Here is a 12,903-nt window from a genome sequence, read left to right on the forward strand (position 1 = left end):
TGTTCCAAATGCGCGGCGGGGCCGCAAGCGGTGTGCGAGATCAGCGGACGAAGCCGACGATCTTGCGCACGTCGTCCATGATCGGCACGGCGATGGCGCGGGCGCGATCGGCGTTGCGGCGGAGGATCTGGTCCATCTCGCCCCGGTCGGCGACCAGCCGCTTCATCTCGGTGGCGATCGGCGAGAGCACCGATACCGCGAGATCGGCGAGCGCCGGCTTGAACTTGCCCCAGCCGGAACCGCCGAACTCGGCCAGCACGCCATCGACTGAGGTATCGGAGAGCGCGGCGTAGATGGCGACGAGGTTCTCGGCCTCGGCCCGGCCGGCGAGGCCCGCGGCCTCGGTCGGGAGCGCATCGGCGTCGGTGGTGGCGCGCTTGATCTTCTTCGCAATCGTGTCGGCGTCATCCATCATGTAGATGGTCGACATGTCGGAGCTGTCCGACTTCGACATCTTCTTCCTGCCGTCCTTGAGCGACATGACGCGCATCGCGGGGCCAGTGGAGAGCGTCTCGGTCAAGGGGAAGAAGTCGTCCTTCACGCCCAGGCCTTTGATCTGCTTCTTGAAATCGTGGTTGAATTTCTTGGCGATATCGCGCGTCAGCTCGAGGTGCTGGCGCTGGTCATCGCCCACCGGCACGGCTGTCGCCTTGTAGAGCAGGATGTCGGCCGCCATCAGCGAGGGATAGGCGAACAGCCCGAGCGAGACGGCTTCGGAGTTCTCGCCACCCTCGGCGCCAGCCTTGTCCTTGAACTGGGTCATGCGCGTCATCCAGCCGACGCGCGCCACGCAGTTGAATATCCAGGCGAGCTCGGCATGCTCGACCACCTGGCTCTGGTTGAAGATGATCGACTTGTTCGGATCGAGCCCCGCCGCGATGTAGGCCGCGGCAATCTCGTAGGTCCAGCGGCGCAAGTCCTCGGGGTCCTGCCACACCGTGATCGCGTGCATGTCGACGACGCAGTAGATCGTCTCGTGCGTTTCCTGCAGCGGCACGAAGCGCCGGATAGCCCCCAGGTAGTTGCCGAGATGCAGGTCGCCGGACGGCTTGATGCCGGAAAAGACGCGCGGAGTGAAAGCCATGACCGATAAATCCAGTGTGAGGCTGGGCTTATCGCCGATGAGCGCCCCCGCGCGCAAGCCACCTACCACTCGAGGACGATCTTGCCCTTCTCACCGCCGGCCGCCAGCTTGAACGCCTCGGCATAGTCGTCGGCGCTCATCCGGCGGGTGATGACCTTGCGGACATCGAGCCCCGACTCGAGCATGGCCAGCATCTTGTGCCAGGTCTCGAACATCTCGCGGCCGTAGATGCCGCGCAGCGTGATCATGCGGAAGACGATCTTGCCGAGATCGAAAATGAACGGCCGGGCCGGCACGCCGAGCAGCGCAATACGGCCGCCCATCACCATGTGGTCGATCATCTGGTCGAGCGCCGCAGGGGCGCCGCTCATTTCGAGGCCGACGTCGAAACCCTCCTTCAAGCCGAGCTTGTCCATCACGTCGCGAAGGTCCTGGGTGGTGATGTTGACCGGCACCACGTCGGCGACTTCCGTAGCCAACGCCAAGCGCTCCGGGTTCACGTCGGTGATGACCACGTGTCGCGCCCCGACATGGCGGGCGACGGCGGCACCCATGATGCCGATCGGGCCGGCACCGGTGACCAGCACGTCCTCTCCGACGATGTCGAAGGCGAGGGCGGTGTGGACGGCGTTGCCGAGCGGATCGAGGATGGCGCCCATCTCATCGTCGATGGCGTCGGGCAGCGGGATGATGTTGAAGGCGGGGATCTTCACGAACTCGGCGAAGGCCCCGGGCAGGTTCACGCCAATCCCCTTGGTGTCGGGGTCGAGATGGAATTTGCCGGCGCGGCTGGCGCGGCTTTTCATGCCGACAACGTGGCCTTCGCCGGAGACGCGCTGGCCGACCTTGAGGTTGCGGACATCGCCGCCGATGGCGGCGATCTCGCCGGAGTATTCGTGGCCGGTGATCATCGGGACGGGGATGGTCTTCTGCGCCCACTCGTCCCAGTTGTAGATGTGGATGTCGGTGCCGCAAATGCCGGTTTTATGAACCCTTACAAGCACATCTTCGGGGCCGATGTCCGGGACCGGGCGGTCCTCCATCCAGATTCCGGGCTCGCGCTTGGCTTTGACGAGGGCTTTCACGAGATGATCCCCAGTTCGCGGCCGGCTTCTCCGAAGGCAGCGACGGCGAAGTCGATATCGGCGGTGTCGAGGGCGGCGGACATCTGCGTGCGGATGCGGGCTTTGCCTTTGGGAACAACGGGATAAAAGAAGCCTGCGACGTAGACGCCGCGCTTGTCGAGGGCGGCGGCGAGGTTCTGCGCGAGAGTGGCTTCGCCGAGCATCACGGGGATGATCGGGGTCTGGCCGGGCAGCAGATCGTAGCCAAGGTCCGTCAATCGGCTGCGGAAAGTACGGGTGTTGGCTGCCAGCTTCTGCCGAAGGTCGCCGGCCTGCCGGGCGATCTCGATCGCCTTGAGCGAACCCGCCGTCACCGCGGGGGCGAGGGCGTTGGAGAAGAGGTACGGCCGCGCGCGCTGGCGCAGCAGATCGATGACAGGCTGCGGGCCGGTGATGAAGCCGCCCATGGCGCCGCCCAGGGTCTTGCCGAAAGTGCCGGTGATGATGTCGGGCTCGGCGCCGGTCAACGCCCCCGTGCCGCGACCCTCGGGGCCGAGATGACCGGTGGCGTGGCAATCGTCGACGGCAACTATGGCACCATACTTGTCCGCCAGCGCGCGGATCTCGGGGAGTTTGGCGACATAGCCATCCATCGAGAACACGCCGTCGGTGACGATCAGGCGGAAACGGGCGTTGTCGGCGACTGCCTGCTTCAGCTGGATTTCGAGGTCGTCCATGTCGGAGGTCTGGAAGCGGTAGCGCTTGGCCTTTGACAACCGTACTCCGTCGATGATCGAGGCGTGGTTGAGGCTGTCGGAGATGATGGCGTCGTCCTCTGTGAGGAGGGTCTCGAACAGCGCGCCGTTGGCGTCGAAGCAAGCGGCGAAGAGGATCGCGTCGTCCTTCTCCAGATAGCGGGCGGTGGCGGTTTCGAGTTCGCGATGCAGGTCGAGGGTGCCGCAGATGAAGCGGACCGAGGCCATGCCGAAGCCGTATTGCTCCAGCGCCTCGGCCGCCGCATCTGATATGGCCGGGTGATCGGCGAGGCCGAGATAGTTGTTGGCGCAGAGGTTGACCATTTGCCGGCCGGCGACGGTTACCCGGCCGCCCTGCGGCGAGGTGATCTGTCGCTCGCGCTTCATCAGGCCCTGTGCCTCGATGTCGGCGAGGACGGTTTTCAAGTGATCGAGATAGCCGGTCTGCATGGTCATTCCTCCGATATGGAGGAAATTCCGCTATAACGGACGAATAGTCAAGTGAGCGCGGAATTTCCGCTTGGCAGGCCCAATCTACTCGGTGATAAAGGCGGCATGGCAAGCACAGAAGCGCCCGATATCGGCCCGATCATCCAGCGCGAGCGCAAGGCGCGACACCTGACGTTGGAGCGGCTGGCGGCGTTGTCGGGCGTGTCGCGCTCGATGCTGTCGCAGATCGAACGTGGCGAATCGAACCCGACCTTCGCGGTGTTGTGGGGGCTGACGCAGGCGCTGAAGATCGATCTCGCCGACCTGATCGCCGGCGGCGTCGCGCATCGGCGGGCGGCGCCGGTGGATGTGGTGACGGTGCCGCTGACGCCGGAGATCAACAGCCCGGAGGGGCACTGGCGGCTGCGGATTTTGAGTCCGACGTCGATGGCGGGACGGGTCGAGTGGTACGAGGTCGAGATTGCGCCGGGCAGCCGGCTGCACAGTGCGCCGCATGCCGTGGGGACGTACGAGCACCTGACGGCGCAGACGGATGGGCTGCGGGTGAAGACGGCGCTAGGCGAGCAGGTGCTGGGTTTGGGCGAGACGGCTCGGTATCGGGCGGATGTCGAGCACGAGATTGCGAATGAGGGCCGTGAGCCGGCTCGGGCGCTGATGGTGGTGGTGTACGAGTAGGCTTAGACCTTGCGCCGGCGCAGGCGCCGCAGCAGCCCGCCGAGAGGTTGTATCTTGGTGATGTGCGCCAGCGCAAAATACAGCCCCGCCCCGAAGACGCAGAGGGCGAACAGCGCCAGCGCTTGGGCCGGGAAGAAGTAGCTGGGTTCGAACACCGGGCCGAGCAGCACGACGAGGCCGTACAGCGCGCCGGACATCACCAGCGTCAGCAGCAGGATCATGCCCTGCTGGCGCCATTCGGCGGCGGTGATGGTGAAGTGGCCGCGGCGGGCGAGGAAGATGGCCAGCAGCACCACGTTGGCCCAGGCGGCGATCGAGGTGGCGAGCGCGATGCCGACATGCTTCAGCACCGGGAACAGCGCCAGCGACAGCACGATATTGATGATCAAGGAGACGAAGGCGAACCAGGTCGGGGTCTTGGTGTCCTTGCGCGAGAAGAATCCCGGCTGCAGCACGCGGATCAGCACAAACGCGGGCAGCCCGACCGCGAAGGCGAGCAGCGCGTGAGAGACGTTGACGCTGTCGATGGCGCCGAAGGCGCCGCGCTCGAACAGTACGCGGACCACCGGCAGGGCCAATGCGATGAGTGCGCCGGCGGCCGGCATCGACAGCAGCATGGAGAGGAACAGCGACTGGCTCTGGCTCTGGCGCGCTTCGAGCTCGCGGCCGGCGCCGAGGTGGCGGCTGAGCTCGGGCAGCAGCACCGTGCCGATGGCGATGCCGATGATGCCGAGCGGCAGCTGGTAGAGGCGATCGGCGTTGTAGATGATCGACATCACCTCGTTGGCGCCCGAGGCGATGATGGTGCCGACGAAGATGTTGATCTGGGTGATGCCGCCCGCGATGATCGCCGGCACTGCCAGCACCCAGAAGCGCTGCACTTCGGCATCGAAACGCGGCCAGCGGAGCTTCGGCACGAACCCAGCGCGGCGGATCGCCCAATAGACCAGCACCAGCTGCGCGACGCCACCGAGCATGGTCGCGATCGCCACCCAGAATGCGGTGTCGGGCGCCTCCAGCGTCAGGATGGCGAGCGGGATCAGCGCGCCGATATTGACGATGTTGAGGACGATTGGCGCGAAGGCGGCGGCGAAGAACCGGCCGAGGCTGTTGAGGATCGCCGCATAGGCCGCCATCAGCGACATGCAGGCGAGATAGGGGAACATGATCCGGGTGAGGAAGACCGTGAGGTCGAACTTCTGGGGGTCACCGACGAAGCCGGGGACGAAGAGGACCATGATCTGGGGGGTAAAGATCTCGACGAGGATGGTGACGACGAGGATGGCCGCGACCAACCAGCTCATGATGCGGCCCGCCAGTTCCTTCGCTCCGTCGGCGCCTTCTGTTTCCAGCGCAGTCGAGAACATTGGGACGAAGGCGGTGTTGAAGGCACCCTCGGCGAACAGCCGCCGGAACAGGTTGGGGAAGCGGAACGCGGCGTTGAAGGCGTCGGAGACCGGCGAGATGCCGAGGACTGCCGCCATCAGCGCATCGCGGGCGAAGCCGAAGATGCGGGAAACGAGGGTGAGGCCGCCGACGGAGAGGAAGTTGCGGTAGAGGCTCATGGGGTGTTGCGCCTGACCGACGGCTCTTTTGCCTTCTCCCCTTGCGGGAGAAGGCGACGGGGCCGAGAGTCCTCGGCCAGGCTACCCATTCGCCACCTTGGTGGCCTTCTCCTCGATCGGCTGGAATACCGCCAGCAGGGCGTCGTGGATTTTTTTCTGGCGGGTTTTGGACTCGATTTTGTGGCCGGTGAGGTCGGTGACGTAGAAGACGTCGACGGCTTTTTCGCCGTAGGTGCCGATATGGGCCGAGCCGATGGTGAGGTTGAGATCTGAGATCTGGCGGGTGAGCTGGTGGAGGAGGCCAGTGCGGTCGAGGCCCATGACCTCGATGACGGTGAACTTCTCCGAGATGGTGTTCGACACCGCGACCTGCGCCGGGAGCGTGAAGGGTTTGAGGCGCTTGTTGTGGCGGCTTTCCTTGCCGAGATCGATCAGCACCTGGCGCTTGCCTTGGAGCAATTGCTTGACGGTGTCGATGATCCGGGTGGCGCGGACTTTTTCGTCCTCGTCGGAGGTGAAGGAGCGGCGCAGCCGGAAGGTGTCGACGGCGCGGCCGTCGCGGGTGCCGAAGATCTGGGCGCCAATGATCGAGGCGTCCGCCATGGTGCAGGCGCCGGCGATCAGGGACAGCAGCCGCGGATGATCGGGGGTGTAGAACGATACCTCGGTGATCGACTCGAACGACTTGACCCGGATCGAGCCGGCGAACATCTGGCCGGCCTGGTCGGCGGCGCGGATCATTCGGGCATGCTCGACCTGCAGCTCGGGCTCGGCGCGCAGCCAATAGTGGTCGTAGTGGCGGCCGAGATAGGTCTCGACTTCGGGCGCGGGCCAGGCCGAAAGCGCACCGCGGAGCACGGTCTTTGCCGCCTCGATGCGATCGCGCTGGGTGACCTGGCTGTGGCCACCCGAGAGCAGCGGCTCGGTGGCGTAGTAAAGCGAGCGGAGGAGCGAGCCCTTCCAACCGGTCCAGACGCCGGGGCCCACGGCGCGGATGTCGCAGGCAGTGAGGATCATCAGCAGCGCCAGGCGCTGCGGGGACTGCACCACATCCGCGAAGGAGCGGGCGGTTTCCGGGTCCTGGATATCGCGGGACTGGGCGATCTCGCTCATCAGCAGGTGATGTTCGACCAGCCAGGAGACGGTGTCGGTTTCGGCCGCGTCGAGCCCGAGGCGCGGGCAGAACTTCTTGGCGATCCGGGCGCCGGCGATCGAGTGATCCTCGGGGCGGCCCTTGGCGATATCGTGGAGGAACAACGCGACGTAGAGGAGGCGCGTGTCGTTGAGATGCGGCAGCAGCTCGTGCGTCAGCGGCAGCTGTTCGCGCAGACCGCCGTTGGCGATGTCGGCCATGACGCCGACGGCGCGGATCAGGTGCTCATCCACCGTGTAGTGGTGGTACATGTTGAACTGCATGAGCGCGACGATCTTGCCGAAGTCAGGCACGAAGCGGCCGAGCACGCCGGCCTCGTTCATCTGGCGCAGGATGCGCTCGACATAAGTCGGGGCGGTGAGGATCTCGAGGAACCAGGTATTGGCCTGTTTGTCGTTCCTCAGGTCGTGGCCGATCAGCTTGAACGAACGCCGGATCAGCTTGATGGCATCGGGATGGAGGTGCGCGTCGTGGCGCCCCGCCAGCATGAAGCCCTTGATGAGGTTGCGCGGGTCCTTCTGGAAGACGTCGGGCCCGGCGACATTGAGCCGTCCGCCTTCGATGACGAAATCGGTTTCGCCCTTGATCGCCACCTTGCCGCGCTTGAACGGGGCGAGCACGCGCCCGACCATATCGAGCGGCTTGGCGTGATCGAACTCCAGCGACGTGCAGAAGATGCGGGTGAGATCGCCCACGTCTTTCGCGACGAGGAAATAGCGCTTCATGAAGCGCTCGACGCCGAGCATGCCAGCGCGATCGCTGTAGCCGAGGCGGGCGGCGAGATCGGGCTGCACGTCGAAGGTCAGCTTCTCGTCGGCGCGGCCGGTAAGGAAGTGCAGGTTACAGCGGATGGCCCAGAGGAAATCCTCGGCACGCTGGAACAACCGGTACTCTTCGGCTGACAGCACGCCCTTGCCGACCAGCTCGGCGCTGGATTTGACCCGGTAGAAGTACTTGCCGATCCAGAACAGCGCGTGCAGGTCGCGAAGACCGCCCTTGCCGTCCTTGATATTGGGCTCGACGACGTAGCGGGTATTGCCCATCTGGCGATGGCGTTCGTCGCGCTCGGCCATCTTGGCGGCGATGAACTCGGGCCCGGTCTTGGGCATGATTTCGGTTTCGAAGCGATGGATCAGCTCTTCGAAGAGCTTGCGGTCGCCGGTCAAATAGCGGGCTTCCAGCGTCGCGGTGCGTACGGTCATGTCGGAGCGGGCCATGCGGATGCAATCGTCGACCGAGCGGACGGCGTGGCCGACCTTCTGGCCGAGGTCCCACAGCATGTAGAGGATGTATTCGGTGATCTGCTCGCCCCAGGGCGTCTGCTTGTAGGGGAGGATGAATAAGAGATCGATATCGGAGCCGGGAGCGAGGGTGCCGCGACCATAGCCGCCGACCGCGGCGATGGAGATCATTTCGGCGCCGGAGGGGTTATCGACCGGGTAGACGTCGCGCACCGCGAAATAGTGCACGGCACGGATGATCTCGTCTTCGGCGGCGCTCAGGTTCATGGCGCAGCGGGTGCCCTTGCCGGTGGCCATCAGTTCGGCTTCGGCGCCGACCCGTGCATCGGCGAGGACGGAGCGCACATGCGCCAGCACGAGGCTGCGGGCGGCGGCGGACTTGGGATCCTGCCCGGCGGTCAGCCGGCGGATTTCGCCCAGGATGGTGTCGGCGGCCGTAAGCTGGAAGGCCGGTTTTCGCGGTCGGGCGTCAATTTCGGCGAGCTGCATCGCGGATTTTCTTAAGCTCGTAGATCAGGTCGATGGCCGCGCGGGGCGTAAGGTCGTCGGGGCGTACCTGATCGAGCATGTCATGGATGGGATTAACGGCCGCCTTCGGGGTGGGCGGTTGATGCGCAAAGAGCGGCAGATCGTCTAGCACGACGGCTTTTCCGCCGGAAGAGCGCTGTTCGAGGACGCCCAATACCTGGCGCGCACGGCTCAGCACGGATTCGGGCAGGCCGGCGAGCTTGGCCACCTGGATGCCGTAGCTGCGATCGGCGGCGCCATCGGCGACTTCGTGCAGGAACACCACCTCCCCCTCCCACTCGCGTACCTTCATGGTGTGGTTGGTGACGCGCGCCAGGGTCTTCGAAAGCGCAGTCATCTCATGAAAGTGCGTCGCGAACAGGGCGCGGCAGCCGGTCTGATCGTGCAGTGCCTCGACGGCGGCCCAGGCGATGCTCAGACCATCGAAGGTGGCCGTCCCGCGGCCGATCTCGTCGAGGATGACGAGGGAGCGCTGCGTGGCGCGATTGAGGATGGCCGCGGTTTCGACCATCTCGACCATGAAGGTCGAGCGGCCGCCGCCGATGTCGTCACTGGCGCCGACGCGGGAGAAGACGCGGTCGACGACGCCGATGTGGGCGGCGGAGGCGGGCACATAGCTGCCCATCTGCGCGAGGATGGCGATCAGCGCGTTCTGGCGCAGGAAGGTGGACTTGCCGCCCATGTTGGGGCCGGTGACCAACCACAGCGCGCCGCCGGTCAAATCGCAGCCGTTCTCGACGAACACTTCGTGCTGGGCCCGGACATTGGTTTCGACCACCGGATGGCGGCCGCCCTCGATGTAGAAGGCGAGGCTGTCGTCGATGGTGGGGCGGCAGAAGTTGCGGGTCATCGCCAGCTGCGCGAGGGCGGCGGCGACGTCGAGTTCGGCCAGCGCGTCGGCGATCGCCCGGAGCCGCGTGTTCTCGGCGGCGACGGCCTCGGCGAGGCGGGTGAAGATGGTGGCTTCGATGGCGAGGGACGCGTCGTGCGCCTTGGCGATGCGGCCTTCGAGCTCGGCCAGTTCCGCCGTGGTGAAACGCATGGCGTTGGCCATGGTCTGGCGGTGGATGAAGGTGTCGCGGTGCGGCGGCTCGAGGAGCTTCCCGCCATGGCCGGCGGGGACTTCGACGAAATAGCCGAGGACGCCGTTGTGGCGGATTTTCAGCGACCGGACATCGGTCTCGTCGATCAGGCGGGCCTGGAGGGCGGCGACGACGGCGCGGGTTTCGGACGCGAGGGCACGCTCGGCATCGAGGGCGGCGTCGTAGCCGCGCTTGACGAAGCCGCCGTCGCGGGCGAGCAGCGGCGGTTCGTCGTCGATGGCGGCGGAGAGCTCGGCCGCCAGTGCGGCGGGGGCGTCGGCTAGGCGAACGGCGATGGATTTGAGCTCGGCGGGCGGGCGGTCGAGGGTGGCGAGGCGATCGGCGAGGGCGATGGCGGCGGCGATGGCGCCGCCGGTGGCACGGAGATCGCGGGGGCCGCCGCGGCCGAGCGCGAGGCGAGTGAGGGCGCGGGTGAGATCGGGGACCGACTTGAGATCGCCGCGCAGGCGCTGGGTGAGGAGGCCATCGGCGACGAGGCACTCGACGGCATCGTGGCGAGCGTTGATCTGGTTGGCATCGCGCAGCGGCGCAGCGAGGCGGCGGGCGAGGAGACGCGAGCCGGGCGGGGTGACCGCGAGGTCGATCTCGTGGCGGAGCGAGCCCTTTTCCTGGCCGCGCTGGGTTTCGAGCAGCTCGAGCGAGACGCGGGTCGCGGCATCGATCGCCATGTGGGCGGAGAGGCGCTCCGCGGCGGGTGGGCGCAGGGCGACGGGGACGCCCTTCTGGCTATCGCTGATGTAGTCGAGGAGAGCGCCGAGAGCAGCGCGGCCGGCGCGGGAATAAGCGGTGGGGTCGACTTCGCCGGAGGGGAAGGCGGCGGTGATCCGGTTAACTGCGAGTTCGCTGTCGAAGGCGGATGTGTCGAGACTGACGAGAGCCGCGTCGGGGAGCGGAATCTTGGCATCCGCGAGGGCGGTGCGGGTTGCTTCGGTGAGCAGCAGTTCGGCGGGGGCGATGCGGGCGAGTTCATCGGCGAGGGCGAGGACCGAGACGTCGAGCACCGCGGTTTCGCCGGTCGAAACATCGGCCCAGGCGAGGGCGAAATCGGTTTCGCCGTGGCGGACCATGCTGAGGGAGGCGAGATAGGCCGAGCCGCGGGTGGGGAGGAGGTCGTCCTCGGTGATGGTACCGCGGGTGACGAGGCGGACGACGTCGCGCTTCACCGGCGATTTCGAGCCGCGCTTCTTGGCTTCGGCGGGGTCTTCTACCTGCTCGCAGATGGCGACGCGATGGCCCAGCCCGATGAGCTTCTTCAGGTAATCCTGTGCGGCGTGGATGGGGACGCCGCACATCGGGATGTCCTGCCCCTGGTGCTTGCCGCGCTTGGTCAGGACGATGCCGAGCGCCTGGCTGGCGATCTCGGCGTCCTCGAAGAACATCTCGTAGAAATCGCCCATCCGGTAGAACAGCAGGTACCCCGGATTGACCGCCTTGATCTCGAGGAACTGCGACATCATTGGCGTGATAGGCGCGCTGTCGGCAGCACTCGGGGCGTTATAGGGCGCTTGGTCCATCGGGCTCGGCGGCGGAGACAGGGAGGCCGGGACGTTAGGGGGTTTGGGGGTGGCGGGCAACTGAGTCGCGGGTTGCTTCCCCAAGTCCACTTACCGTCGGTGCGGGACACGTACCCGCACCGGACTTGGTGATCGTCAGTACCGGTCGCTCGGATCCCGCACCGGCCGGTAGACGAAGTCCGAGAACACCGCTTCCTTCGCCGTCCCGTTCAAGTCCGATGCCGCCATGCCGACGAAGGCGCCGGTGAAGCTGCCGTGTTCGGCGTGGCCGCCGCATTCGTCGGAGAGGAGCGAGGCGTCGAGCGTGCCGCCGACCGGTTGCCAGTTGCCGGCGGCCCTGGCGTCGCCTGCGGCGTAGAAGAACTGCAGCTTTGGGCCGCGGATCTCGATCTTGAGACGCACCGGGCCGTCCTGTGGCAGCGGAACCGGGGCGGCCGGGTAGCTAAGCCGGCCGTCGGGGTGCGACGCGAGCGAGCTCATGATCAGCAGCTCGCGCTTGCCGTCCGAATGCGCGGTGACGGTGAGGTAGTGGAAGTTGTAGCGGCCGTAGTAGCCGGTAAGGCCGGCGAACTGGCGTTCGTCGACAGGCGAGAAGTCGAGGGTGACTTCGGCGTCGTAGGAGAAGTGCGTCTGGCGGCGGGCGACCAGCGCCTGCTCGAACCAACTGCCGATCGACTCGCGGCCGAAGAGGGTCAGCTTGTTGTCGCCGACCTTGAAGATGCGCTCGGTTTCAGGGGTGCGAAGCCACTGGAAATCCTGGTGAAGCGTGTCGAACTGGTAGCGCTGCTCGGCCCAATAGCTGGTGTCGTCGCGGGTGCCGGGGATTTCGACTTCGAGAGAGGGGACCGGGCCGTTCTTCACCCACAGCCAGTCGTCGGCGCCCCAATAGGCCTCCTGGATGCCGGTCTCGCGGCCGAGCACGCAGCGGCGCTTCTGGGTGGTAGGGCGGCCCATCAGGTGGACGAGGAAGGTCTTGCCGTCAGGCGTCTCCACGATGTCACCATGGCCGGCCCGCTGCACGGCGTTGAGCGGCGCGTCCTTGGCGGTGAGAATGTGCTGGATCGGGTGGGTTTCGTACGGCCCATCGATATTGCGCGAGCGGGCGAAGGTGACAGCGTGCTCGTAGCCGGTGCCGCCCTCGGCGGTCAGCAGGTAGTACCAGGGCTGCCCGTCCTTGCCGTTGCGCTTGTAGAGATGCGGGCCCTCGACCAGCTTCAGGTCGGTGCCCTGGTAGATGTTCTTGATCGGCCCGACGAGCTTCTTCTGCGCGTGGTCGTATTCCTGCAGCGCGATGCCGGCGAACAGCAGCGGGCGGGTTCTATGGTCCCACAGCATGTTGACGAACCACTTCTTGCCGTCGGTGTCGTGGAACAGCGAGGGGTCGAAGCCGGAGGAATTCATGTACACCGGGTCGGACCACGGGCCTTCGATCGAGGGAGCGGTGACGAGGTAGTTGTGCGCGTCCTTGAACGAGCCGTCCTTGCGCTTCACGTCGGTGTAGATGAGGAAGAACTGCTCGCCGTCATGGCTGAGACACGGCGCCCAGATGCCGCACGAATCCGGATCGCCACGCATGTCGAGTTGGCTGGCCCGGGTCAGCGGGCGGGTGACCAGCTCCCAGTTGGCCAGATCATTGGAATGATGGATCTGCACGCCCGGGTACCACTCGAAGGTGGAGGTGGCGATGTAGTAATCCTCGCCGACGCGCAGGATCGAGGGATCGGGGTTGAAGCCGGGGAGGATGGGATTGCGGATGGTGGGCATGTGACTC

General features: G+C 66.0%; 8 protein-coding genes. 1 reads left to right on the forward strand and 7 read right to left on the reverse strand.

Going from position 1 to position 12,903, the window contains the following annotated elements; translation table 11 throughout:
* Positions 1-40 precede the first annotated feature (40 nt).
* The 3 genes from trpS to AC1DYL_RS15840 all read right to left on the reverse strand — a co-directional run bounded on the left by trpS (position 41) and on the right by AC1DYL_RS15840 (position 3,353).
* The gene (trpS, locus tag AC1DYL_RS15830) at positions 41-1,084 is read right to left on the reverse strand and encodes a tryptophan--tRNA ligase (protein ID WP_477173897.1); all 1,044 of its coding nucleotides are present in this window, start codon (positions 1,082-1,084) and stop codon (positions 41-43) included.
* Positions 1,085-1,146: 62 nt separating this feature from the next.
* Entirely contained in the window at positions 1,147-2,127 is a 981-nt protein-coding gene (gene tdh / locus AC1DYL_RS15835; protein ID WP_477174000.1) for an L-threonine 3-dehydrogenase, read from the reverse strand.
* A 38-nt stretch (positions 2,128-2,165) separates the two neighbouring features.
* A complete protein-coding gene (locus AC1DYL_RS15840; RefSeq protein ID WP_477174001.1) occupies positions 2,166-3,353 on the reverse strand; it encodes a glycine C-acetyltransferase in 1,188 nt (395 codons plus the stop codon).
* Positions 3,354-3,458: 105 nt separating this feature from the next.
* On the opposite strand from AC1DYL_RS15840, the gene AC1DYL_RS15845 reads away from it, so the two are divergent.
* Entirely contained in the window at positions 3,459-4,028 is a 570-nt protein-coding gene (locus AC1DYL_RS15845) for a helix-turn-helix domain-containing protein (RefSeq protein WP_477173898.1), read from the forward strand.
* 2 nt (positions 4,029-4,030) lie between these two features.
* On the opposite strand, the gene murJ is transcribed toward AC1DYL_RS15845, so the two are convergent.
* The 4 genes from murJ to AC1DYL_RS15865 form a co-directional block, all read right to left on the reverse strand.
* Entirely contained in the window at positions 4,031-5,593 is a 1,563-nt protein-coding gene (gene murJ, locus AC1DYL_RS15850) for a murein biosynthesis integral membrane protein MurJ (RefSeq protein ID WP_477173899.1), read from the reverse strand.
* Between the two features lie 81 nt (positions 5,594-5,674).
* Positions 5,675-8,476: a [protein-PII] uridylyltransferase gene (locus tag AC1DYL_RS15855; protein WP_477173900.1), complete on the reverse strand. Its 2,802-nt coding sequence runs from the start codon at positions 8,474-8,476 to the stop codon at positions 5,675-5,677.
* Positions 8,457-11,132 carry a DNA mismatch repair protein MutS gene (mutS, locus tag AC1DYL_RS15860; protein ID WP_477173901.1) on the reverse strand — a complete coding sequence of 892 codons (2,676 nt, stop codon included), beginning with the start codon at positions 11,130-11,132 and terminating at the stop codon, positions 8,457-8,459. The genes AC1DYL_RS15855 and mutS overlap by 20 nt, the downstream gene beginning before the upstream one ends.
* A 135-nt stretch (positions 11,133-11,267) precedes the next feature.
* Positions 11,268-12,896 (reverse strand): glycoside hydrolase family 43 protein, encoded by a 1,629-nt coding sequence (locus tag AC1DYL_RS15865; RefSeq protein WP_477173902.1) that lies wholly within the window; start codon positions 12,894-12,896, stop codon positions 11,268-11,270.
* Between the last annotated feature and the right edge of the window lie 7 nt (positions 12,897-12,903).

Source organism: Devosia sp. P1_H9 (assembly GCF_056405135.1).

Excerpts from the sequence above, each read along its gene's own strand:
- trpS (WP_477173897.1), bottom strand. The coding sequence starts at position 1,084 with ATGGCTTTCACTCCGCGCGTCTTTTCCGGCATCAAGCCGTCCGGCGAC.
- tdh (WP_477174000.1), bottom strand. The coding sequence starts at position 2,127 with ATGGAGGACCGCCCGGTCCCGGACATCGGCCCCGAAGATGTGCTTGTA.
- AC1DYL_RS15840 (WP_477174001.1), bottom strand. The coding sequence starts at position 3,353 with ATGCAGACCGGCTATCTCGATCACTTGAAAACCGTCCTCGCCGACATC.
- AC1DYL_RS15845 (WP_477173898.1), top strand. The coding sequence starts at position 3,459 with ATGGCAAGCACAGAAGCGCCCGATATCGGCCCGATCATCCAGCGCGAG.
- murJ (WP_477173899.1), bottom strand. The coding sequence starts at position 5,593 with ATGAGCCTCTACCGCAACTTCCTCTCCGTCGGCGGCCTCACCCTCGTT.
- AC1DYL_RS15855 (WP_477173900.1), bottom strand. The coding sequence starts at position 8,476 with ATGCAGCTCGCCGAAATTGACGCCCGACCGCGAAAACCGGCCTTCCAG.
- mutS (WP_477173901.1), bottom strand. The coding sequence starts at position 11,132 with ATGGACCAAGCGCCCTATAACGCCCCGAGTGCTGCCGACAGCGCGCCT.
- AC1DYL_RS15865 (WP_477173902.1), bottom strand. The coding sequence starts at position 12,896 with ATGCCCACCATCCGCAATCCCATCCTCCCCGGCTTCAACCCCGATCCC.